This window comes from Microbacterium meiriae (genome assembly GCF_040685015.1).
GTDB lineage: Bacteria > Actinomycetota > Actinomycetes > Actinomycetales > Microbacteriaceae > Microbacterium > Microbacterium meiriae.
Genome location: NZ_JBFBHD010000002.1, coordinates 301,447 through 322,630, shown reverse-complemented (window position 1 = coordinate 322,630; position 21,184 = coordinate 301,447). Strand labels below are relative to the sequence as shown.

23 protein-coding genes are annotated in these 21,184 nt (G+C 69.4%); 6 read left to right on the top strand and 17 right to left on the bottom strand.

All coding sequences use genetic code 11. From position 1 onward, the window contains the following. Positions 1-30: 30 nt before the first annotated feature. Genes dnaG through dusB form a run of 3 tightly spaced genes read right to left on the bottom strand, consistent with a single transcriptional unit; the run spans position 31 to position 4,428 of the window. Positions 31-1,899, bottom strand: coding sequence for a DNA primase (gene dnaG / locus AB0N68_RS10045; RefSeq protein WP_187661646.1), 1,869 nt, complete (start codon positions 1,897-1,899; stop codon positions 31-33). Continuing rightward, the gene (locus AB0N68_RS10040) at positions 1,899-3,284 is read right to left on the bottom strand and encodes a deoxyguanosinetriphosphate triphosphohydrolase (RefSeq protein ID WP_187661647.1); all 1,386 of its coding nucleotides are present in this window, start codon (positions 3,282-3,284) and stop codon (positions 1,899-1,901) included. The genes dnaG and AB0N68_RS10040 overlap by 1 nt, the downstream gene beginning before the upstream one ends. Further along, the gene (gene dusB / locus AB0N68_RS10035; RefSeq protein ID WP_280564322.1) at positions 3,274-4,428 is read right to left on the bottom strand and encodes a tRNA dihydrouridine synthase DusB; all 1,155 of its coding nucleotides are present in this window, start codon (positions 4,426-4,428) and stop codon (positions 3,274-3,276) included. The genes AB0N68_RS10040 and dusB overlap by 11 nt, the downstream gene beginning before the upstream one ends. A gap of 59 nt (positions 4,429-4,487) precedes the next feature. Here dusB and AB0N68_RS10030 point away from each other — a divergent pair, with 59 nt between their 5' ends. Both AB0N68_RS10030 and AB0N68_RS10025 read left to right on the top strand, forming a co-directional pair. Then, the gene (locus tag AB0N68_RS10030) at positions 4,488-4,982 is read left to right on the top strand and encodes a glutathione peroxidase (RefSeq protein ID WP_187661649.1); all 495 of its coding nucleotides are present in this window, start codon (positions 4,488-4,490) and stop codon (positions 4,980-4,982) included. A 147-nt stretch (positions 4,983-5,129) separates the two neighbouring features. Further along, a complete protein-coding gene (locus tag AB0N68_RS10025; protein WP_187661650.1) occupies positions 5,130-6,326 on the top strand; it encodes a metallophosphoesterase family protein in 1,197 nt (398 codons plus the stop codon). 64 nt (positions 6,327-6,390) lie between these two features. On the opposite strand, the gene AB0N68_RS10020 is transcribed toward AB0N68_RS10025, so the two are convergent. Beyond that, complete coding sequence (locus tag AB0N68_RS10020; RefSeq protein WP_259952229.1) at positions 6,391-7,065, bottom strand: DsbA family oxidoreductase; 675 nt, start codon at positions 7,063-7,065, stop codon at positions 6,391-6,393. A 52-nt stretch (positions 7,066-7,117) separates the two neighbouring features. Between AB0N68_RS10020 and AB0N68_RS10015 the strand changes: the two genes are divergently transcribed. After that, positions 7,118-7,726, top strand: coding sequence for an adenylate kinase family protein (locus AB0N68_RS10015; protein ID WP_280564315.1), 609 nt, complete (start codon positions 7,118-7,120; stop codon positions 7,724-7,726). Here AB0N68_RS10015 and AB0N68_RS10010 read toward each other — a convergent pair. Further along, positions 7,669-8,469: an isoprenyl transferase gene (locus AB0N68_RS10010; protein ID WP_259952224.1), complete on the bottom strand. Its 801-nt coding sequence runs from the start codon at positions 8,467-8,469 to the stop codon at positions 7,669-7,671. The two genes, AB0N68_RS10015 and AB0N68_RS10010, sit on opposite strands and share 58 nt — an antisense overlap. After that, on the bottom strand, positions 8,466-9,209 hold the full coding sequence (gene recO / locus AB0N68_RS10005) for a DNA repair protein RecO (protein WP_280564313.1): 744 nt from the start codon (positions 9,207-9,209) through the stop codon (positions 8,466-8,468). The genes AB0N68_RS10010 and recO overlap by 4 nt, the downstream gene beginning before the upstream one ends. A gap of 34 nt (positions 9,210-9,243) precedes the next feature. On the opposite strand from recO, the gene AB0N68_RS10000 reads away from it, so the two are divergent. Then, the gene (locus AB0N68_RS10000; protein WP_101845374.1) at positions 9,244-9,936 is read left to right on the top strand and encodes a trimeric intracellular cation channel family protein; all 693 of its coding nucleotides are present in this window, start codon (positions 9,244-9,246) and stop codon (positions 9,934-9,936) included. Between the two features lie 66 nt (positions 9,937-10,002). On the opposite strand, the gene AB0N68_RS09995 is transcribed toward AB0N68_RS10000, so the two are convergent. Further along, positions 10,003-10,716: a TetR/AcrR family transcriptional regulator gene (locus AB0N68_RS09995; RefSeq protein ID WP_280564308.1), complete on the bottom strand. Its 714-nt coding sequence runs from the start codon at positions 10,714-10,716 to the stop codon at positions 10,003-10,005. A 66-nt stretch (positions 10,717-10,782) separates the two neighbouring features. On the opposite strand from AB0N68_RS09995, the gene AB0N68_RS09990 reads away from it, so the two are divergent. Continuing rightward, positions 10,783-11,163 (top strand): VOC family protein, encoded by a 381-nt coding sequence (locus tag AB0N68_RS09990; protein WP_280564306.1) that lies wholly within the window; start codon positions 10,783-10,785, stop codon positions 11,161-11,163. A gap of 73 nt (positions 11,164-11,236) precedes the next feature. Here the strand turns inward: AB0N68_RS09990 and leuA are convergent, their stop codons facing one another. Further along, positions 11,237-12,991: a 2-isopropylmalate synthase gene (leuA, locus tag AB0N68_RS09985; RefSeq protein ID WP_363332632.1), complete on the bottom strand. Its 1,755-nt coding sequence runs from the start codon at positions 12,989-12,991 to the stop codon at positions 11,237-11,239. A gap of 192 nt (positions 12,992-13,183) precedes the next feature. Here leuA and AB0N68_RS09980 point away from each other — a divergent pair, with 192 nt between their 5' ends. Next, positions 13,184-13,831, top strand: a complete 648-nt coding sequence (locus tag AB0N68_RS09980; RefSeq protein WP_280564302.1) for a hypothetical protein — start codon at positions 13,184-13,186, stop codon at positions 13,829-13,831. Here AB0N68_RS09980 and AB0N68_RS09975 read toward each other — a convergent pair. The 9 genes from AB0N68_RS09975 to AB0N68_RS09935 form a co-directional block, all read right to left on the bottom strand. Next, entirely contained in the window at positions 13,828-14,769 is a 942-nt protein-coding gene (locus tag AB0N68_RS09975; RefSeq protein ID WP_259952217.1) for a quinone oxidoreductase family protein, read from the bottom strand. The genes AB0N68_RS09980 and AB0N68_RS09975 overlap by 4 nt on opposite strands. A 26-nt stretch (positions 14,770-14,795) precedes the next feature. Next, positions 14,796-15,284: a hypothetical protein gene (locus AB0N68_RS09970; RefSeq protein ID WP_363332631.1), complete on the bottom strand. Its 489-nt coding sequence runs from the start codon at positions 15,282-15,284 to the stop codon at positions 14,796-14,798. A 165-nt stretch (positions 15,285-15,449) separates the two neighbouring features. After that, positions 15,450-15,926, bottom strand: coding sequence for a hypothetical protein (locus AB0N68_RS09965; protein ID WP_280564297.1), 477 nt, complete (start codon positions 15,924-15,926; stop codon positions 15,450-15,452). Further along, complete coding sequence (locus AB0N68_RS09960; protein WP_280564295.1) at positions 15,923-16,903, bottom strand: hypothetical protein; 981 nt, start codon at positions 16,901-16,903, stop codon at positions 15,923-15,925. Before AB0N68_RS09960 ends, AB0N68_RS09965 begins: the two co-directional genes overlap by 4 nt. Further along, positions 16,903-17,424 carry an RNA polymerase sigma factor gene (locus AB0N68_RS09955; protein ID WP_280564293.1) on the bottom strand — a complete coding sequence of 174 codons (522 nt, stop codon included), beginning with the start codon at positions 17,422-17,424 and terminating at the stop codon, positions 16,903-16,905. The genes AB0N68_RS09960 and AB0N68_RS09955 overlap by 1 nt, the downstream gene beginning before the upstream one ends. Positions 17,425-17,478: 54 nt before the next feature. After that, positions 17,479-18,375 carry a GTPase Era gene (gene era / locus AB0N68_RS09950; protein WP_187661663.1) on the bottom strand — a complete coding sequence of 299 codons (897 nt, stop codon included), beginning with the start codon at positions 18,373-18,375 and terminating at the stop codon, positions 17,479-17,481. Further along, on the bottom strand, positions 18,368-19,660 hold the full coding sequence (locus tag AB0N68_RS09945; RefSeq protein ID WP_259952213.1) for a hemolysin family protein: 1,293 nt from the start codon (positions 19,658-19,660) through the stop codon (positions 18,368-18,370). The genes era and AB0N68_RS09945 overlap by 8 nt, the downstream gene beginning before the upstream one ends. Then, the gene (gene ybeY, locus AB0N68_RS09940) at positions 19,657-20,118 is read right to left on the bottom strand and encodes an rRNA maturation RNase YbeY (RefSeq protein WP_025103688.1); all 462 of its coding nucleotides are present in this window, start codon (positions 20,116-20,118) and stop codon (positions 19,657-19,659) included. Before ybeY ends, AB0N68_RS09945 begins: the two co-directional genes overlap by 4 nt. Further along, positions 20,115-21,140, bottom strand: a complete 1,026-nt coding sequence (locus tag AB0N68_RS09935; RefSeq protein WP_232089241.1) for a PhoH family protein — start codon at positions 21,138-21,140, stop codon at positions 20,115-20,117. The genes ybeY and AB0N68_RS09935 overlap by 4 nt, the downstream gene beginning before the upstream one ends. Positions 21,141-21,184 lie beyond the last annotated feature (44 nt).

Genomic DNA, 21,184 nt, shown 5'->3' with positions numbered 1-21,184 from the left:
ATCCTGCCGTCTCGTCCGGGACCGTTCCGGTTACGACTCGGCGAAGAAGCGTTGGCGCTCCACGTCGATGTCCCGCAGCCGCACCCGCAGCGCGCGCCCGCCGTCGGAGTCCGCAGGGACGCGCTGGACCGCGCCCAGCAGCTCCTGCTTCTCGTGCTCGAGCTGCCGCAGCACCAGGCGTCGCGCGAGATCGGTCGCGGAGGCCACCGCTCCGGCCTCATCCCGTGCCGGGAACGGTGTCATCAACAGCTCGCCGGCGAGGGAGCGGTAGGGCTCGCGCACACTGTTCACCGCGTCCGTCACCCATCCGGGGCGGCTGCGGTCGGGCGCGGCCGCGACCGCCTCGCGCACCGCGTCGAGGCCGGGTGTGCGGAACGGCTCGGCGAGAGCCCGGGTCAGCAGCGCCGCATCGACCTGGTGTCCGTACTGCAGAGCCCCCATGAGCGCGTCGCGCTCCACGGCGACGTCGGGTGAGCGGGGCAGGCTGGCCAGTGTGACCGCAGCGACCACGGGAGCTCCCGTGGACGGGTCGACCCGCGGCGTGCTCTCTCGACGCGTCTGGGGCGCGGCGGACTGCGCCCCACGGGCGGCACGCTCCACCTCCCCGTGCACCTCGGTCGGATCCATGCCGAGCCGGCGCGCCAGCACCCGCTCGTACCCGGGGCGCAGCAGCCGGTCGCGGATCTCCGCGACGATGGGGGCCGCGGCACGGAGAGCACCGACCCTGCCCTCGACGGTGGCGAGATCGAAGCCGGCGAGCTTGCGGTCGATCGCGAACTCGAACATGGGCTGCTTCGCGTCCATGAGGCCGCGCACCGCCGCGTCGCCGCGCTGCAGCCGGAGGTCGCACGGATCGAGGCCGTCGGGCGCGACCGCGACGAAGGTCTGGGCGTTGAACTTGTCGTCTTCCGTGAACGCCCGCAGTGCGGCCTTCTGTCCCGCCTCGTCGCCGTCGAACGTGAACACGACCTCACCGGACGCGTTGTCATCGCCCATCACCCGCCGGAGCACCTTGATGTGCTCGGCGCCGAACGCCGTCCCACAGGTCGCGACCGCGGTCGTCAGGCCCGCGAGGTGACAGGCCATCACGTCGGTGTACCCCTCGACGACGACGACCCGACGGGGGTCGCCGCGCGCGATGTCGCGCTTGGCGAGGTCGAGCCCGTAGAGGACCTGGGCCTTCTTGTAGATCGGTGTCTCGGGGGTGTTGAGGTACTTGGGGCCCTGATCGTCGTCGAAGAGCTTGCGGGCGCCGAAGCCGATCGTCTGCCCCGACACATCCCGGATCGGCCACACCAGGCGCCCCCGGAACCGGTCGTAGACGCCGCGCTGTCCCGTCGAGACGAGGCCCGCGGTGCTCAGCTCCTCCCGCGTGAATCCCTGGGAGGTCAGCGCCTTGAGCATGCCGTCCCAGCCCCGCGGGGCGAAGCCGACGCCGAAGTGCGCCGCCGCGCCCGCGTCGAAACCGCGCTCCCCGAGGAATCGGCGGGCGGCCTCGGCATCGGGCGACAGCAGCTGGGAGCGGAAGAACTCCGCGGCGGCCGTGTTCGCCGCGTAGAGCCGGCTGCGGCCGCTCGTCTCCGGCGCCGCACCCCCGTCCTCATAGTGCAGTGTGTAGCCGATGCGGCCCGCGAGCCGCTCGACCGCCTCCGTGAAGCTGACGTGATCCATCGCTCGAAGGAAGGAGTAGACGTCGCCCGACTCCCCGCACCCGAAGCAGTGGTAGTAGCCGACCTGCTGCCGGACGTGGAAGCTGGGGCTCTTCTCGTCGTGGAACGGGCACAGGCCCTTGAGGGAGCCGACGCCCGCGGACTTGAGCGCGACCCGCTCCCCCACGATGTCGGCGATGTTGGTGCGGGCCTTGACCTCGTCGACGTCGGCCTGGCGGATGCGGGGCATCAGCGCGCGCCTTCTGCGACGGGCCGCCTCTCGACGGGCGTGCGCGCGCCGGGGCGTGCATGACGCGGCGTCCAGATGCCGACCTCCGCCGGGTCGATCTCCCCGACCAGCCGGTTGTGCCAGTCGATCGCGCTCTGATCGGTCAGGCTCGCGATCTGATCGACGACCACCCGCGCCCGCTCCGCATCGCTCTCCGCCGCGACGAAGTCGGCAGCGAACGCCGGCTCCAGCACGTCGGCGCCGGCAGACCACAGGGTGTCGGTGGACCACAGGGCGTCGGCCAGCCGCTTGAGGACCCGCCGCTGCTCCTTGTAGACACCCTTCCTGGCGTCGATCGTGACGATCGCCTGACCCATGATCCCCTTGAGCACCGCGATCTCGACCTCGACCACGCGCGGCACGATGACATGCGCGTTGTAGCGGACCAGCCGCGTGCCTCCGAACGCCTCGCGCGTGGCGGAGACCGCCGCCCGTGCGAACCGGCCGATGAGGTCGCTGGTGAGGTTCTTGAGCCGCGCGAGATCCTGTCGGGAGCGGTCGAAGGACGCCAGCCACATCGGCTGCGAGGCGAGCCGGTAGAGCGCATCGGCGAGCTCATCACGCGTGAAGTCGTAACCGACCCACTGCTGGATCCGGCTGAGCAGGGCCTCGTGGGCAGCGGGATCGGCGAGCTGCGCGACGTCGACGTAGCCGTTGACGATCGCGTCCTCGAAGTCGTGCACCGAATAGGCGATGTCGTCGGAGAGGTCCATGATCTCGGCCTCGATGCAGCGCAGCCGCCCCGGCGCTCCGTCCCGCATCCAGCGGAACACGGCCTCGTCCTCCGGGTACACGCCGAACTTGAGCCGGCCCCCCGGGTCGGGGACGGGACTGTCGACCGTCCACGGGTACTTGCAGGTCGCGTCGAGCGTCGCCCGCGTGAGGTTCAGACCGACGGAGGAGCCGCCCCCGTCGAGCACCTTCGCCTCCAGACGCGTGAGGATGCGCAGCGATTGGGCGTTGCCCTCGAAGCCGCCGATGGCCTCAGCCCATTCGTTCAGCGCCCGCTCGCCGTTGTGACCGAACGGCGGGTGACCGAGGTCGTGGCTCAGGCACGCGGTGTCGACCACATCCGCCGAGACCCCGAGGGCGGCGGCGAGCTCCCGGCCGACCTGGGCGACCTCGAGCGAGTGCGTCAGGCGGTTGCGGGCGAAGTCGGCCGTGCTGGCGGGGCTGAGCACCTGGGTCTTCGCGGCGAGCCGTCGCAGCGCGGCCGAGTGCAGCACCCTGGCACGGTCGCGGGCGAAATCGTCCCGCTCCGAGCGATGGGTCTCCGCGAAGAAGCGCTCCGCGTCGCGCGCGTCATAGCCGTCGGCGCGTGCGCCGACCCGGGGGTCATCCGCCACTGTTCTCGATCTCCGCTCCACGCATCATCTCCGAGGCCGACGAGGCGAGCTCGCGCGACTCCAGCCACTTCTCCGGAAGAGCGGTCCTCTTCGGGTGCCCCGCGCGTCCGCGCTGCCCTTCGGCGTCCGCACCAGGGTACGGTGCCGCACGGTCGAGCCGTCCGAGGAGGTCGTCGATCTCCTGCAGGCTCGACGCAGTCGCCAGCCCCGTCCGGATGTCGCCGCCGACCGGGTAGCCCTTGAAGTACCAGGAGACGTGCTTGCGGATGTCGCGGCAGCCGCGGTCCTCGTCCTCGAAGAACTCGACGAGCAGCTCCGCGTGCCGGCGGAAGGCGTCGGCGACGAAGCCGAGGGTCGCATCGACCGTCTTGCCGTCTCCGCCGAAGGCGAGGGCGAGCTGCCCGAACAGCCACGGCCGTCCGAGGCATCCGCGGCCGACGACCACGCCGTCGCAGTCGGTCTCCGCCATCATCCGCACGGCGTCCTCGGCCGACCAGATGTCGCCGTTGCCGAGCACGGGGATGCTGGTCACCGCCTGCTTGAGCTCGCCGATCGCACTCCAGTCGGCGTGTCCGGAGTAGAACTCGCTCGCGGTGCGCGCGTGCAGGGCGACGGCTGCGGCCCCGGCATCCTCTGCGGCACGGCCGGCGTCGAGGAAGGTGAGGTGGTCGCGGTCGATGCCCTTGCGCATCTTCACCGTGAGCGGGATGTCGCCGGCGGCCTTCACCGCCTGATCGACGATGTCCGCGAAGAGCTTCGACTTCCACGGCAGGGCCGCCCCGCCGCCCTTCCTGGTCACCTTGGGGACCGGGCAGCCGAAGTTGAGGTCGATGTGGTCGGCGTGGTCTTCCGCGACGATGATGCGGACGGCCTCGGCGATGGTCTTCGGGTCGACGCCGTAGAGCTGGATCGAGCGCGGCGTCTCCGACTCGTGGTGCCGGATCAGCCGCATGGTGGTCTCGTTGCGCTCGACGAGGGCGCGCGACGTGATCATCTCGCTGACGTACAGGCCGGCCCCGTACTCCCGGCACAGGCGCCGGAACGCCGTGTTCGTGATCCCGGCCATCGGCGCGAGGACGACCGGCACGTCGAGGTCGATCGGGCCGATGCGGAGCGGGCGGGCGGGGGCGGTGGCGACAGTCATGGCGTGTCCATTCTCCCAGACCCGGAGCCGGTGGGGATGCGGCGACCTAAGCTGTGCATATGACCGATTCCGCGCTCCGTTCCATCCCCTTCACCGACGCCCAGGGGCAGGAGAAGACTCTGGACGATCTGGGTGCCGATGTGGTGCTCGTGGTGAACGTGGCCTCCAAGTGCGGCCTCACCCCGCAGTACGAGCAGCTGGAGGAGCTGCAGCGCCGATTCGGCGACCGCGGCTTCACGGTGGTGGGGTTCCCCTGCAACCAGTTCTTCGGTCAGGAGCCCGGTTCGGTCGACGAGATCCTCGAGTTCTGCTCCACGACCTACGGCGTCTCCTTCCCGGTGAACGACAAGGTCAAGGTCAACGGCAAGAACGCCGCGGAGCTCTACAAGGCACTCAAGGAGACGCCGGACGCGGGTGGCAAGGCCGGCCGCGTCGAGTGGAACTTCGAGAAGTTCCTCGTGCTGCCGGACGGCGACGTGCTGCGCTTCCGTCCCAAGCAGAAGCCCGATGCGCCGGAGATCGTCGAGGCGATCGAGGCCGCTCTCCCCCGCTGAGTCCGGTCGTTCACCTCCACGTCACGTGGGCACCGCTCCCGCGGCGCCACGGAGACGGGCCGCGTTCACCTTCCGGCCTCCCCGTCGACATCTGATGTCCCTAGTCTCGCCGCGGCGATATCCGCCCGAAGACGAAGGAGACCACGCATGCCCGACCGACTGCCGATCAGCCGGCGAACCGTCCTCACCGCGGGAGCACTCGGTGCACTCGGCACCACCCTCCCCCTCGGCACCGCGCCCGCCGCAGCGGCGACGGTTCCCGCCTCGCCCGGCACCGGACAGCGGCGGAACCTGCGGTTCCGCGCCGACGGCACCTTCAAGGTCGTGCAGTTCAACGACACGCAGGACGACGAGCTCACCGACCGCCGCACCGTCGAGCTGATGGAGAAGGTGCTCGACCAGGAGAAGCCGGACTTCGTGGTCATCAACGGCGACGTGATCACCGGCGGGTGCGAGACGCGGCTGGCCGTGAAGCAGGCGATCAACAACGTCGTCATGCCGATGGAGTCCCGCCGCATCCCATGGGCGGTGACCTATGGCAACCACGACGAGGACTCGCTGCCGCAGTCCGGTGTCGATGAAGCGGGGATGCTGAAGATCTACCGCTCGTACGAGTACAACGTGAACGCCGAGAACACCCGCGGCGTGACGGGCACGAGCAACACGATCGTCACGATCGGCTCCGCTGCGAAGAAGAACCGGGAGGCGTTCGCGCTCTGGCTGATGGACTCGGGCCGATACGCGCCGGATGCCATCGACGGCCAGGACTTCGCCGGCTACCCCGCGTGGGATTGGCTGCGCATGGACCAGGTGGCGTGGTACCGCGAGCAGTCACAGCGTCTGGAGCAGCGCCGCGGCCGCAAGGTCCCCGGGCTCATGTTCCTGCACATCGCGCTGTGGGAGCACCGCTTCATGTGGTGGGGTGGCGTCGACACCCGCACGGCGGCCGACGCCGCGCGCGGCAAGGCCCGTCACGGCATCGTCGGGGAGCGCAACGAGGACGAATGCCCCGGTCCGTTCAACTCGGGGATGTTCAACGCGATCCTCGAGCGCGGCGACGTGAAGGGCGTGTTCGTCGGACACGATCACATCAACGACTACGTCGGCGACTACTACGGCGTGATGCTCGGATACGCCCCGGGAACCGGCTTCGGCGCGTACGGCCTCTCCGGCGCCGAGCGCAACCGCATGCGTGGGGGCCGGGTCTTCGAGCTGAAGGAGACCGGCGAGGACGTCGCGATCACCACAAGGGTCGTCTACGCCAGGGACCTGGGCATCGACCTGACCGCGAACGATCAGCCGATGAAGCCGCTGCCCCTCGGCCCCCGCCAGCAGCGCATCTGAGGCCAGGCGGCGAAACGGCGGGGACCCCCGACCCGGGGTCCCCGCCGTCGCCTGCCGGAGCGGGTCAGGCCTCGACGGCAGCGCTCCGCTGCGCCCAGAGGTCGCGGATGACGTTCTCGAACGCCGCAGGCGGCTGCGCGCCGCTGATGCCGTACTGACCGTCGACCACGAAGAACGGCACGCCCTGGATCCCGTACGCGCGAGCCTGCGCCTGGTCCTGGCGGACATCGGCGAGGTACTGCTCGCTCTCGAGCGCGGCGCGGGCGCGATCGGCATCGAGGCCGACCTCGGCCGCGAGTGCCACGAGGTCGTCGATGCGCCCCACATGCTTGCCCTCGGTGAAGTACGCGGACATGAGCCGCTCCTCCATCTCGTGCTGGCGCCCCTCGGCCTTCGCGAAGTGCAGCAGCTCGTGCGCCTTCACGGTGTTCGTGTGCTGCAGCAGGTCGAACCGGTACTGCAGGCCCGCGTTCGCGGCGACGTTCGTGACGTTGGCCAACATCTGCTCGACCTGCGTGCGCGGCATGCCCTTGTGACCGGAGAGGAAGTCGATCTCGTCGCCGTCGAAGTCGACGGGGGTGTCGGGCGAGAGCTCGAACGAGTGGAAGGTGACGGTGACCTGCGGAGCATCGTCATCGGCCGCGACGGCTTCGAGACCCTTCTCGAGGTTGCGCTTGCCGATGTAGCACCAGGGGCAGGCGATGTCGGACCAGATGTCGATGGAGATGGGTTCAGTCACACGATCATCAACCGCCCGCGCGTCCGACGTATTCCGTCAGTAGAATCCTCGGATGCTCTCCGCCGATGATCCGCTTCCCTTCCGGCCCGAGCGCGTGCTCGTCGCCGGTGTCACCGGCTCGGGGAAGACGACACTCTCCCGGCGACTCGCCGCGCTCTGGGAGCTGCGGCACGTGGAGATCGACGGCCTGTTCCACGGTCCGGAGTGGACCCCGCGGGCGGAGTTCCTCGACGACGTGCGCGCCTTCGCGGCGGACGAGCGCTGGGTGACCGAGTGGCAGTACACGAGCAAGGGCACCGACGAGATCCTGACTCCGAGGGCGCAGCTCGCGGTCTGGCTCGACTACCCGTACCGCGTGGTGCGGTCGCGTCTGCTCCGACGCACCCTCAGCCGCAGCATCCTCCGCACCCGGATGTGGAACGGGAACGTCGAAAAGCCGATCTGGCGGATGGTGGGGAGCACGCCGGAGGAGAGCATCCTGGCGTGGCAGACCGCGACGCTCCACAAATGGACCGAGCGCTTCCCCCAGGTGGAGGAGCGCTTCCCGCATCTCACGATCGTGCGGCTGACGCATCCGCGCGAGACGGAGCGCTGGCTGCGGGCTCAGGCCGACGTCGGGGTGTCCACCGCGCCGCCGAAGCGGCGGTCGCGGGAGAGGTAGACCCCGATCGCACGCCAGAGCTCCTCGCGGGAGAAGTCCGGCCACAGCGTGTCGAGGAACACCATCTCGGCGTAGGCCGACTGCCACAGCAGGAAGTTCGAGGTGCGCTGCTCCCCCGAGCTGCGCAGGAACAGGTCCACGTCCGGCATGTCCGGCACGTACAGGTGCCGGCGGATCATCTTCTCGCTGATCGCGTTCGGCTTCACCCGCCCGGCCGCGACATCGGCCGCGATCGCCCGCATCGCGTCGACGAGCTCGATCCGTCCGCCGTAGTTGACGCACATGGTGAGGGTGAGCACGTCGTTGTCGCGGGTGAGCTGCTCGGCATACTGCAGCTCCTTGATGACGCTGCCCCACAGGCGCGGCTTGCGCCCGGCCCACCGGACCCGCACGCCCCACTCGTTGAGCTGATCGCGACGGCGGTGCAGCACATCGCGGTTGTAGCCCATGAGGAAGCGGACCTCCTCCGGCGAACGAGCCCAGTTCTCGGTGGAGAACGCATAGACGGAGAGGTGCTTCACGCCGGCCTGGATCGCGCCGGCGACGACGTCCAGCAGCACCTCCTCCCCTGCCTTGTGCCCCTCGATGCGGTTGAGCCCCCGGCGGTTCGCCCAGCGGCCGTTGCCGTCCATGACGATGGCGACGTGCTCCGGGACGGCGGGGAACGCGGGCGGATACACGCCCGTCCAGTCGATCGGCCGGTAGGGCACCGCGTCCTTGTGCGTGTAGGGCTTCGGGCTCACCGTGCTCCTTCTCCGGGGGTGGACGAGACGTGCGCGAGCGAGCGGATGCCGCGCTCCAGGTGCCACTGGGCATACGCCGCGACGAGGCCGGATGCAGCCGCCGTGTCGGCGTGCGGGGCGGCGTCGATGAGGTCCCAGTCCCCGCGGATCAGCGCGCGCAGCAGCGTCAGGGTCTTCTCGGCGATCCGGGGGCTCCCGACGGGCGCGTCGGCACGGCAGACCAGGCCGCCGAGCTGCGCGACGAAGACGGAGTGCGGCCCCGGGGCTCCACAGCGCGCGCAGTCCTCGAGGGACGGCGCCCACCCGGAGAGGGACATGACCCGCAGCAGGTACGAGTCGAGGATGCTGCGCGGGGCGTGCTCGCCGCGGGACAGCGCCCGCAGCCCGCCGACGAGCAGGAGGTACTGCTCCGGGGTGGCCTCGGCGTCGCTGAGCCGATCCGCCGTCTCGACCATGGCGTTCGCGGCGGTGAACCGATCGTAATGGGCGGCGATGTCCGTGCCATAAGCCCCGAGCGACTCGGCCTGCTGCACGATGTCGAGCGAGCGGCCTTCGTAGAGCTGCACATCCGCGACCATGAACGGCTCGAGGCGGGAGCCGAACTTCGACGAGGTGCGACGCACACCCTTCGCGACCGCGCGCACCTTCCCGTGCCGCCGGGACAGCATCGTGACGATGCGATCCGCCTCCCCCAGTTTGTGGGTGCGCAGGATCACCGCTTCGTCTCGGTAGGTGGGCACCCTTCGATTATCCTCCGTGCGCGACAATGGACGCGTGACCGAACCGCTCTTCACCATTCCGCTGTGGGCGGACCTCCTCGGCGTCGGCCTCGGCGGAGTGCAGGGCGCGATGTTCGCCGCCGGGTTCCAAGGGCAGCGTCGGCTCGACTGGCTGGGCGTCGCGATCATCGGGATCATGATCGGCATGGGTGGCGGTCTCATCCGCGACATCCTGCTCGGGCAGACTCCCGCGACGCTGCAGAACCAGTGGTACCTGGTCACGGCCGCGGGTGCCGCGCTGCTCGGCATGCTGCTGGCCGGACTCTTCACGCGACTCAACACCGCGATCGTCGTGCTCGACGCCGTGGTGATCGGCATGTTCGGCGCCTTCGGAACGAGCAAGGCCCTCGCCTTCGGCATCCCCGAAGTACCCGCGGTCTTCATCGGCGTGTGCGCCGCGGTCGGCGGGAGCGTCCTCCGCGACATGCTCATGGGGCTGCCGACCGCCATCATGCACGTCGGCTCCCTGTACGCGGTGGCCGCCGCGGCCGGCTGCACGTTCATCGTCGTCGCGAACGCGGTCGGCATGCCGATCCCGCTCGCGGCGGTCATCGGCATCGTCGTGACGGCTGTGATCCGCATCCTCGCCGTGACGTTCGACGTCTCGCTTCCGGAGCAGCGCCGTCTGTACCGCCGCAAGGTCGCCGCGGAGACCGGCGCCATCGCGATCGTGAAGCCCCAGGACTGACTTCGAGTCGCGCGATTGGCTCCTTTCCGCAGCCGGATACGACCAATCGCGCGATTCGAAGGAGGGTCAGGTGCCGGCGAGCCCGTCGATGACGCGCGCGAGACCGAAGTCCCAGGCTGCTCGAGCGTCGTAGGGGGCGCCCATCGACTCCCCGGCAGCCTGACCCACTGACCGGGCGAGCGGCATCCCGTCACCGAGATAGGCCGCCAGACGCGGTGCGGCCTCTGCCCACGAGGCCGCGAACGAATCCGCGCTCTCCTCCTCCCGCATGCGTGCTGCCGCGGAGAGAGTGAAGTCGAGCACGAAGCTCAGCGCCGCATCACGATCCACGGCGGTGAGGCCGAGGCCGTCGAAGGCGTGGAGTTCCCGGTCGTACTTGGCGATGGTGCCAGGGCCGAGCGCGACCCGCGGGTCGTGGATGTCGATGAGCCAGGGGTGAGCCCGGAGGAGGCGCAGGTTGTCCTCGGCGACCGCCCGGACCTCCGCGCGCCACCCGGACGCCTGCGCAGGCTCGGTGGGCATCCTGGCGTGCATCGCATCCGCCATCAGGACGAGCAGGTCGGCGCGGCTGTTGACGTGCGTGTAGATCGACATCGGAGTCAGCTCGAGACACTGCGCGAGAGACCGGATCGTCACCGCGCCGAGGCCCTCGGCGTCAGCCAGCGCCACGGCACGATCCACGACGTCATCCGTCGAGTGGCGCGCCTTCGGACCGCGCTGCCGAGCCACGGGAGCCGCGGGGCTGTGCCGCCAGAGCAGATCGACGAGATTCCTGGTCATCGGGAATAGCCTAGACCGCTCCGGACTTAACCCTGTACGCTGTACAGACTTTTGGAATGGAGCATCGTGAACATCACTCAGACCGCCCTCTCGCTCAACGTCCCCGACGTGGCGGCCTCCGCCGCCTTCGCCATGACGCATTTCGGCTTCGAGGAGGCGATGTCCGCGGAGGGCTTCGTCTCGTTGCAGCACCCGGGACCCGTCCCGAACGTCATCTTCCTCGAGACCGGGCTCACGACGTTCCGTCCGGAGGAGATCGCCGGATCCGCCGGTCAAGGCACCCTGATCGTCTTCGTCGTCGACGAGATCGACCGGGAGTTCGCCCGCATCGCCGCCGCGGGTGCGCGGGTGGTCACCGCTCCCGAGACCGAGCCATGGGGCGAACGCTACTGCCAGTTCGCCGATCCCAACGGCCTCATCTGGCAGCTGGTGCAGTGGGTGGACTGACCCCCTCCTTCGAATCGCGCGATTGGTCCCATCCGGCGGCCGGATACGACCAATCGCGCGATTCGAAGGAAGATCAGACGGCAGCCAGCTCCTGCTGACGGCTGCGGATCGAGCGGTTCACGCCGGACACGATCGCCTTGAGCGACGCGGTCGAGATGTCGCCGTCGATGCCGACTCCCCACAGGCGCTGGTCGCCGACCTGCAGCTCGACGTAGGCCGCGGCCTGCGCGTCGCCGCCGGCGCTGAGAGCGTGCTCGACGTAGTCGTAGACCGTGATGTCGAAGCCCTGGCCCCGGAGCACCTCGACGAACGCCGCGACCGGACCGTTGCCGTTGCCAGACACCGAGACCTCCTGGTCGTCGTCCCGCAGCACGACGTCGAGCACCACGTCACCGGACATGTCGCTCCTGGTCTGCGTGGCGAGCAGCTCGAACCGCCCCCACTTGGCCTCGGTGTCGGCGGCGGGCAGGTATTCGTCCGTGAAGATCGACCAGATCTGCTCGCTGGTGACCTCTCCGCCCTCGGCATCCGTCTTGGCCTGCACGACCCCGGAGAACTCGATCTGGAGCTTGCGCGGCAGGTCGATCGCGTGATCGGACTTGAGCAGGTACGCGACCCCGCCCTTGCCCGACTGGGAGTTCACGCGGATGACGGCCTCGTACGAGCGGCCGAGGTCCTTCGGGTCGACGGGCAGGTACGGCACGGCCCACTCGATCTCGTCGACCGTCACGCCCTGCGCCTCGGCCTTGGCGGCCATGGCCTCGAAGCCCTTCTTGATGGCGTCCTGGTGCGAACCGCTGAACGCGGTGAAGACGAGGTCGCCGGCCCACGGGCTGCGCTCCGGCACCGGCAGCTGGTTGCAGTACTCGACCGTCCGCTTGACCTGATCGATATCGCTGAAGTCGATCTGCGGGTCGATGCCCTGCGTGAACATGTTGATGCCCAGCGCGACGAGGTCGACGTTGCCGGTGCGCTCGCCGTTGCCGAACAGGCAGCCCTCGATACGGTCGGCGCCGGCCATGTAGCCCAGCTCCGCCGCGGCGATCGCGGTGCCGCGGTCGTTGTGCGGGTGCAGCGACAGGATGACGTTCTCGCGGTGGGCGAGGTGACGGCTCATCCACTCGATCGAGTCGGCGTAGATGTTCGGCGTCGCCATCTCCACCGTCGCGGGGAGGTTGATGATCACCTTGCGGTCCGGCGTGGGCTCGAAGATCTCGATGACCTGGTTGCAGACGTCGACCGCGAACTCCAGCTCGGTGCCGGTGTAGCTCTCCGGGGAATACTCGTAGTACACCTGCGTGTCGGGGATGGTCTTCTCGAACCGGCGGCACAGCCGAGCGCCCTCGAGCGCGATGTCGATGATGCCCTGCTTGTCGGTGCGGAAGACCACCTCGCGCTGCAACACGCTCGTGGAGTTGTAGAGGTGCACGATGGCCTGCTTGGCTCCCGCGATCGCCTCGTAGGTGCGAGCGATCAGGTGCTCGCGCGCCTGCGTCAGGACCTGGATCGTGACGTCATCCGGGATGACGTTCTCCTCGATGAGCTGGCGCACGAAGTCGAAGTCGGTCTGGCTCGCCGACGGGAAGCCGACCTCGATCTCCTTGTAGCTCATGCTGACGAGCAGCTCGAACATGACGCGCTTGCGCTCGGGCGACATCGGGTCGATGAGGGCCTGGTTGCCGTCGCGGAGGTCCACCGCGCACCAGCGCGGGGCCTCGGTGATGCGGGCATCAGGCCATGTGCGGTCAGGCAGGTGGACGGTGATCTGCTCGTGGAACGGCCGGTACTTGTGGATCGGCATCGCGGACGGGCGCTGAGTGTTCTGCATGATGGGGCTTCTTCTCTTCGTCAAGATGAACGGGCCAACACAAGCGCCGCGACGAGGAAGGCCCTAGCTTTAGGACTCGTCGCGGCAGCTAAGAAGAAGCAGACCGCCGAAAGGCATGTGGTCATGCTAGCAGGGAAGCCGCGGGTGTTTGGACGCCCCGAGACGATGCGAGTGCGCGCGACACTGGTCGGTATGAGCACCTTCCGCGACCGTCCCCTCCTCGCCGTCGGCGTCGTGTCGGCGCTGTTGCTGCTGGCCGGCTGCGCCGCGAGCCCAGGAGCATCGTCGCCGCCGACCAGCACGATGGTCCCGTCGGACTCCCGCCTGGAAGAGGCGGAGCCCGCGCCGCCGGAGGGAACCGTGGTCGCCACGGGAACGGTCCTCGACGAATCCGGGGAGGTCCGGCTGTGTCTCGGTGCGATCCGCGAGTCGTATCCGCCGCAGTGCGACGGAGTCGCGCTCGACGAGTGGAGCTGGGACGGTGTGGACGGCAGCGAGGCGTCCGGGGAGACGCACTGGGGGGCGTACGCGGTCACCGGCACCTGGGACGGCGAGCGATTCACGGTGACCGCACCGCCCGCCCTCCTCGCGCTCTACGATCCGATGGCTCCGGAGGATCCGACCGACGGCGCGGACGGCGCGAGCACGGCGGATGAGCTCGACCGCGTGCAGAACGACATCGCCGGACGCCTCGGCGCGGATGCGCTCGCCGTGTCGACGGACCGCGGCTACGTGTGGCTCCAGGTCGTCTGGGATGACGGGACGCTGCAGGACGCGGTCGACGCCGAGTACGGCGAGGACGTGGTCATCGTCACGTCCGCGCTCCGCGAGATCGACTAGGCGTCGGTGACCAGCGCGAGCTTGCCGCCCGGGTGCCCTGTGGCGAGGAGCCGGTGCGCGGCCGGCGCCTCGGCGAGCGGGAACGTGCGCGCGAGCGGAACCACCAGGTCGCCGTTCTGCGCCAGGGCGACGAGTTCGCTGCGCACCTCGTCGCGGAATCGTGCACTGTCCGGCATCGACCCCGCGATCGCGAGGAACCCGTCGGCCGATGCCCGCGCGAAGTTCGCGATCGTGACGATGCGGCGGCGATCGGACACCAGGGCGAGGGACACGTCGATCGCCTCGTCGGTGCCCACCGCATCCAGAGCCGCGGCGATCGGTCCGTCGGCCAGCGCTCGTACCCGATCAGCGAGGCCCCGCCCGTAGGCCACCGGGACCCCGCCGAAACGCCGCACCTCGTCGAAGCGTTCGGGGCTGGCGGTGCCGATGACCCGGACGTCCCGGAGCCGCGCTTGCTGCAGCACGCTGACACCGACCGCGCCCGACGCCCCGTGCAGCAAAACCGTCTCCCCCGGCGACGCCCCGGTGACGGCGAGCATCTCCGCGGCCGTCGTGCCGACGAGCAGGAGGTTGGCCGCTTCCGGGTGGGTGAGCGTGGACGGCTTCGCGAACACCTTCGCCGCGGGCACCGTAACCTCGGTCGCGTAACCGCCCCGCACGCGGAACGCCACGACCTCATCGCCGACCTCGGCCTCACCGGAACCGATGCGGGTCGCGGGGCCGATCGCCGCGAGCTCACCCGAGACCTCGTAGCCGATCGGCACCGGGAACTCGAGCCCTGGTCGAGCGGCAGCGACATGTTTCGCGTCGGCCGGATTCACCCCCGCGGCCCGGACGCGGATCGTGACCTCACCCTTGCCCGGCGCCGCGGCCTCGTACTCCTCGAACTCCCACGACTCGGGAGATCCCGCCGCCGTCGCCACCCAGTGCGTCGCCATGATTCCACCCTTCATCCTCGCTTCCATCATGCGCCCGCGGGAGCATGACGGCGCGTTGCGTTCGGCACAGAACCTGCTCCGCCGCAGGGCTCAGTGGTCACCTCCCCGGAGTGGTCGACGTACGAACCTTCAACGAGGGCCTCGACAGCAACGTCCTTGAACGACATCTCCGCGCGGTGGTCGACCCCGGAGAGTATGACGTACACGGTGACGGGCCCTTCCAGACTCGACACGGGATACGCGTGGCTGCTGGTCACGGAGAAGTCGGGAAAGGTGTCGGGGAGAATCGGTTCAGCGGGCAGGACTTCCACCGCTCCTCCCTCATCGGCAGTCGCCGAGAAGAGCACGATCTCCTCTTCAACTCCCCATTCTTCACGGAGCGCTGTGGAGATGTAGTCGATCTCCCAGGGCTCGTCGAGGCAATGCACCCACGCGAACTGGTCGTCGACGACCGTCAGTGCCACCGGCTCCAGGAAGACGGGGCGTGTGGGCACGCACCCCGCCGACGCCGCCACACCCAGCACTGTCAGTCCGGTGGCCGCAGCGCGGAGAAAGCCCCGCTTCACTCGAACGGTCCTCCGTCGGCATCGGCTACATGCAGCACGCGACAGCAACGCGGCCACGACTCATCGACCTATCCCTCGATCCGACCTTCTCGCCCGCATCGCCGCTACGCACGCTCAGAGGAAGCAGCGGATGTTGGTCGCGGAACCGGAGACGTTGCTCCACGCGTTGGCGGAGACCGTCGCCAGGACCGAGCTGCCGTTCCGGACCTGCATGTAACCGGAGGTGCGGGCGTTCGCCGCCGACTTCGTCGCGAAGGACGACGGGATCGCGATGGTCGTGCAGCTTCCCCAGCTCAGCATGGCGCCGACGCGATTGAGCTCCCGGTACGCGCAGATGCGACCGGTCGCACAGTTCCCGACCGCACGCGCCATCGTGCGGACGGTCCCGGTGTTCGAGGTGTACTCCATGTCGAGCTTCGGCCAGACGGCGCTGCCGGCGTCGACCACCACGCCACCGGGCACCTCGTCGAGGATGCGCACCATCAACGGGTCGAGCGTCGGCTCCTCAGCGGTGGCCGCGGCGACGGGACCGCCTGCTCCGGTCAGCACCAGCGCCAGTCCGACCACGACGGCGATGCGCAGCCGTGTCATCGCAGCATCTCCTCGTCGATGTCCCACATCCGGTAGTCGACGATCGCCCCTGCGGGGAACACCCCGTCGTCCTTGAGCACCGTCCGTTCGAGGCCCACGATGCGGCCGGTGTCGAGCGATACGAGCACGTCGTCACGGACGACGCCGTCCGCGGAGATGACACGGATCCCGGCGACCGGGCGGCCGAGGCGATCGTTCGTCGTCCCCAGAGCCTCCGCGCCCCCGGACTCCTCGATCAGAGTCAGCAACTCGGCGTGCTGCGCGTTCGTCAGCGTCCACTGCCCGAAGACGGAGGTGATCGCCGTGACCGCCTCGAACGCGGTCGGCTGCTCGGGCATGTCGAAGGCGACCAGCAGCGACCGCACGTCCGCGGCGGAATCGCCCGGGACGTCGACGACAGGAGTGACGAACTCGCCCGGAGCGAGGACGACGCGGGATGCCACCTCGCCCGTGCTCTTCACCTCGGCCTGTCCGTTCGCCACCGCATCCGTTGGCGCATACGGCTCACCGTTGATGGCGACGGCCTCTCCCGAGAGGTCTTCCTCCCAGGTGAAGGTCGCGAACTGCGGAACGACCTCGGCCCGTTCGGTGTCGACCTCGACGTTGTACGACCAGAACGCCGTGCGCGTCGAGCGCTCGGGTTCCGCCGGTGGACTGAAGACCTCGAGGTCCGCCTCCGCCGCGGCCACCGTATCGCTCAGCGAGCCGGCCGCCTCGAACACGAGCGGAGACGGCGCTCCCGCGACGGCGGCTCCTTGCGGGAGGAGGACGCCGAAAGCCACCGCGGCGGACGCCGCGACGGCCGTGAGGCCCGCTGCCCAGCCGATCGTCCTGGCACGCCGTCGTCGCGGCGCACGAGCAGATCGGATGATGCGATCACGCGCGGCGATGGCGCGCGCGTCCGGGGGGGCGTCCCGCGGGGTGCGCGCGGGATCGGCCTCGACGAGCACGCGCTCGAGCAGAGCATTGTCACTCATCACGCATTCCCCGTCCCCTCCAGTCCCAGCGTCTCTCGCAACCGATCCTCGGCACGAGCCAACGTCTTCCGTACCCGGGACTCAGAAGTGCGCAGCAGCTCCGCGATCTCCCCCACCGCGAGTCCATCCCAGTACGTGAGCATGATGATACGCCGTTGCAGCGGACTGAGGACACCCAAAGCCCTGAGCACTTCGCGGCGTCCGAATCCGCCGAGGGTCTCGGGGTCGCCGGAGAGCCCTGAGTGCACGGCGTCGATCGCCCCGTGGGCGGTGGATGAGCGCCGGGACCGCGCGCGCAACCGACGGTCGGTCTCCCGGAGCAGCCAGACCCTCCCCGGGGGCCGCGTCGGTCGGAGTCGCGACCACGCCGCGAGGAAGACCTCCGACACGATCTCGCTCACCTCGTCGTCGTCGGGGACGACGCCCTCGATATGGTGGCGCACCGTCGCCCAGTGCTCGTCGAACACTCGTGTGAAGATCTGGTCCCGCAGCGAGCTCGGGTCTTCGCCGCGGCCGATCATGTCGGTGGGGTCGGCGGTCTGCCCGCCGCCTCCGACGTCCTGCGGGCCTGCATGTCAGAACCCGAGCCGGCCGAGCTGCTTGGGATCGCGCTGCCACTCCTTCGCGACCTTGACGTGGAGCCCGAGGAACACGCGGGTCCCGAGCAGCTCCTCGATCCCCGCGCGGGAGCGGGCACCCACGTCGCGGAGGCGCTTGCCCTTGTGGCCGATGATGATGGCCTTCTGGCTGTCCCGCTCGACCACGATGGAGGCGTGCACGTCGGTGAGGTCGCTGTCCTCGCGCGGGGCGATGTCGTCGACCACGACGGCGATCGAATGCGGGAGCTCATCGCGCACGCCGTCGAGGGCGGCCTCGCGGATGATCTCGGCGATGCGATCCTCCGTCGACTCGTCCGTGGTGACCCCCTCGGGGTAGAGCGCGGGCCCCTCGGGCATGAGCTGCAGGATCTCGTCCGCCAGCACCTCGAGCTGATCGCGCGTCAGCGCCGACAGCGGGATCACGGCGGCCCAGTCCTCGCGGAGGGAGTCCACCTCCATCAGCCGCTCGGTGATCTCATCGCGCCCGGCCGCGTCGGTCTTCGTGACGATGGCGATCTTCTGCGCGCGCGGGTAGCCGTCCAGCGAAGCGGCGATGCGGCGATCGCCGGGACCGACCTTCTCGGTCGCGGGCACGCAGAAGCCGATCACATCGACGTCGCCCAGCACCTGCTCGACGAGGTCGTTCAGCCGCTCGCCCAGGAGCGTGCGCGGCTTGTGGATGCCGGGGGTGTCGACGATGACGAGCTGTCCGTCCGGGCGGTTGAGGATGCCGCGGATCGCTCGACGCGTGGTCTGCGGCTTCTCGCTCGTGATGGCGATCTTCTCGCCGACGAGGGCGTTGGTGAGCGTCGACTTGCCCACGTTCGGCCGTCCGACGAAGGTCACGAACCCGCTCCGGGTGTCTTCAGTCATCGCGCCGTTCTCCTTCATCCTGCACATCTTCGGGCTCTGCTGCCCGCTCCACGAACACCGTCGCGATCCCTCGGCCCCGCCCGCGGGAAGCCCCGCCGGTGAGTACGAGGCCGTGGACGGTGGCCGTCGCACCGGGCTGCGGCACCTGGCCGAGCGTCTTGCCGAGCAGACCGCCGATGGAGTCGACGTCCTCGTCCTCGAGCTCCAGGCCGAACAGATCGCCCACGTCCTCCAGCGAGAGCCGGGAGCTCACGCGATAGCGGCCGTCGCCCAGGTCGACGAACTCGGCGGATACCTGATCGTACTCGTCCGAGATCTCCCCCACGAGCTCCTCGATGAGGTCCTCCAGCGTCACCAGGCCGGAGATGCCGCCGTGCTCGTCGATTACGAGACACACGTGCACCGCGTCGCGCTTCATCTGCTGCAGCAGCGTCTCCGCACGCATCGACTCGGGAACGAACGTGGCAGGCCGAGCGATCGGACGGATCGAGGCGGCGCGCCAGGCGCTGTCGTCGCGGTAGGCGAACTGCACGAGGTCCTTGAGGTAGAGCACCCCGACGACATCGTCCGCCTCATCGTCGACGACCGGCATCCGGGACACGCCGCGGTGCAGGAAGAGCGACATGGCCTCGTCGGTCGTCGCCTCCGCGCCCACGGTGACCATCTCGGTCCGCGGCACCATCACCGCGCGGACGAACTGGTCGGTGAAGTCGAACACCGAGTGGATGAGGTCGCGGTCGTCCTCCTCGATGAGGTCGTTCGAGGCGGCCTCGTCGACCATGCTCAGCAGCTGGTCCTCGCTCGAGAACGAGCTGCGTCCGGTCCCCGGGGTGACGCGGTTGCCCAAGACGACGAGGCCCTGGGCGATCGGCCCGAGGATGATGCGCAATCCCCGGACGACGTTCGCACTCCCCCGGATCATGCTCTCGGCGTGCTGATGCCCGAAGGTCCGCGGACTCGCCCCGACGAGGACGAAGGTGATGCCGGTCATCAGGATGGCGGCGGCGAGCATCGCCCACCAGATGTTCTCGAAGACGATCGTGAACGCCACGGTGACGAGCACGGCAGCCGTCACCTCCGCGAGGACGCGGATGAAGGCGACCGCGTTGACGTGCGCGTCGAGGTCGCCGGCGATCCGCTCCAGCGCCTTCGCACGGCGGCCCTCGGTCGCCATGTCGGCCAGGCCGGCACGGGAGGTCACGCCGTATGCCGCGTCGATCGCGGCCATGAGGCCGCCGAACGCCACCAGCAGCACGGCGGCGACGAGCAGCAGCAGCTCCGTCATCGCCGGCGACGCTCGGACGCGGCGAAGCCCTGGATGAGCTGCTTCTGCAGACCGAACATCTCCCGCTCCTCATCCGGCTCCGCGTGATCGAAGCCGAGAAGGTGCAGCAGTCCGTGCGTGGTGAGCAGGATGAGCTCGTCCATCAGCGTGTGGCCGGCGGCCTGCGCCTGCGTCTCCGCGACCTGCGGGCAGAGGACGATGTCGCCGAGCAGCCCGGGGGGCGTCGGCCGGTCCTCGGTACCGGGACGGAGCTCGTCCATCGGGAAGCTGAGGACGTCGGTCGGGCCCGGTTCGTCCATCCACTGCACGTGCAGCGCTTCCATCGCCCCCTCGTCGACGAGCACGATGGCGACCTCGGCGTCCGCGCTGACGTGGAGCTGCGCGAGGTTGAAGTCGGTCAGCCGCTGCAGCACGGTCTCGTCGACATCGATCGCCGACTCGTTGTTGATCTCGATCATGAGAGCCCTCGTTTCGGCATGCGATCGCGTGGTCCTGGTCGCTGGGCACCGCGTCGCTCGGCACGGTTGGCGAACTCGTGCGCCTGTTCGCGCTCGGTGCGCTGCGCCACGCGGCGCTCGTCGTACTCGCTGTACGCGTCGACGATGCGACCGACCAGCGAGTGCCGCACCACGTCGTCGCTGGTCAGGCGGGAGAAGTGGATGTCGTCGATGCCGTCGAGCACGCGGGTGACCAGGCGGAGACCGGAGGCTCCCTGCGGGAGGTCGACCTGGGTGATGTCGCCGGTGACGACCATCTTCGTCCCGAACCCGAGACGGGTGAGGAACATCTTCATCTGCTCGGGCGTGGTGTTCTGCGCCTCGTCCAGCACGACGAAGGAGTCGTTGAGCGTGCGCCCCCGCATGTACGCCAGCGGCGCGACCTCGATGGTCCCGGTCGCCATCAGGCGCGGCACGATCTCCGGGTCCATCATCTCGTTGAGCGCGTCGTAGAGCGGCCGCAGGTACGGATCGATCTTGTCGGTGAGCGTGCCGGGGAGGAACCCGAGGCGCTCCCCCGCCTCGACCGCCGGACGCGTGAGGATGATGCGCGTGACCTCCTTGCGCTGCAGCGCCTGGACGGCCTTCGCCATCGCCAGGTAGGTCTTGCCCGTTCCCGCCGGACCGATGCCGAACACGATCGTGTTCTCCTCGATCGCGTCGACGTACTCCTTCTGGCCGAGCGTCTTCGGCCGGATGACCTTGCCGCGCGTGGACAGGATCGCCTCGCCCAGCACCTCGCTGGGACGCGGGCCACCCTCCTGGCGGAGCATGCGCGCAGAGCTGGACACGTCGCTCGGGGCGAGGTCGTGGCCGGCCTTGGTCATCGCGAGCAGCTCGTCGACGAGGTTCTTGGCCTTGGCGACGGCCTCGCGCTCACCCGTGAGCGTGATCTCGTTGCCGCGGACGAGCACCTGCACGTCGCGGTGCTCCCGCTCCAGCATCCGCAGCAGCCGGTCCTGGGGACCGAGCAGCTGCACCATCGCGACACCGTCGGCGTAGAGCCTTTCGGTGACGGTTTCCTGAT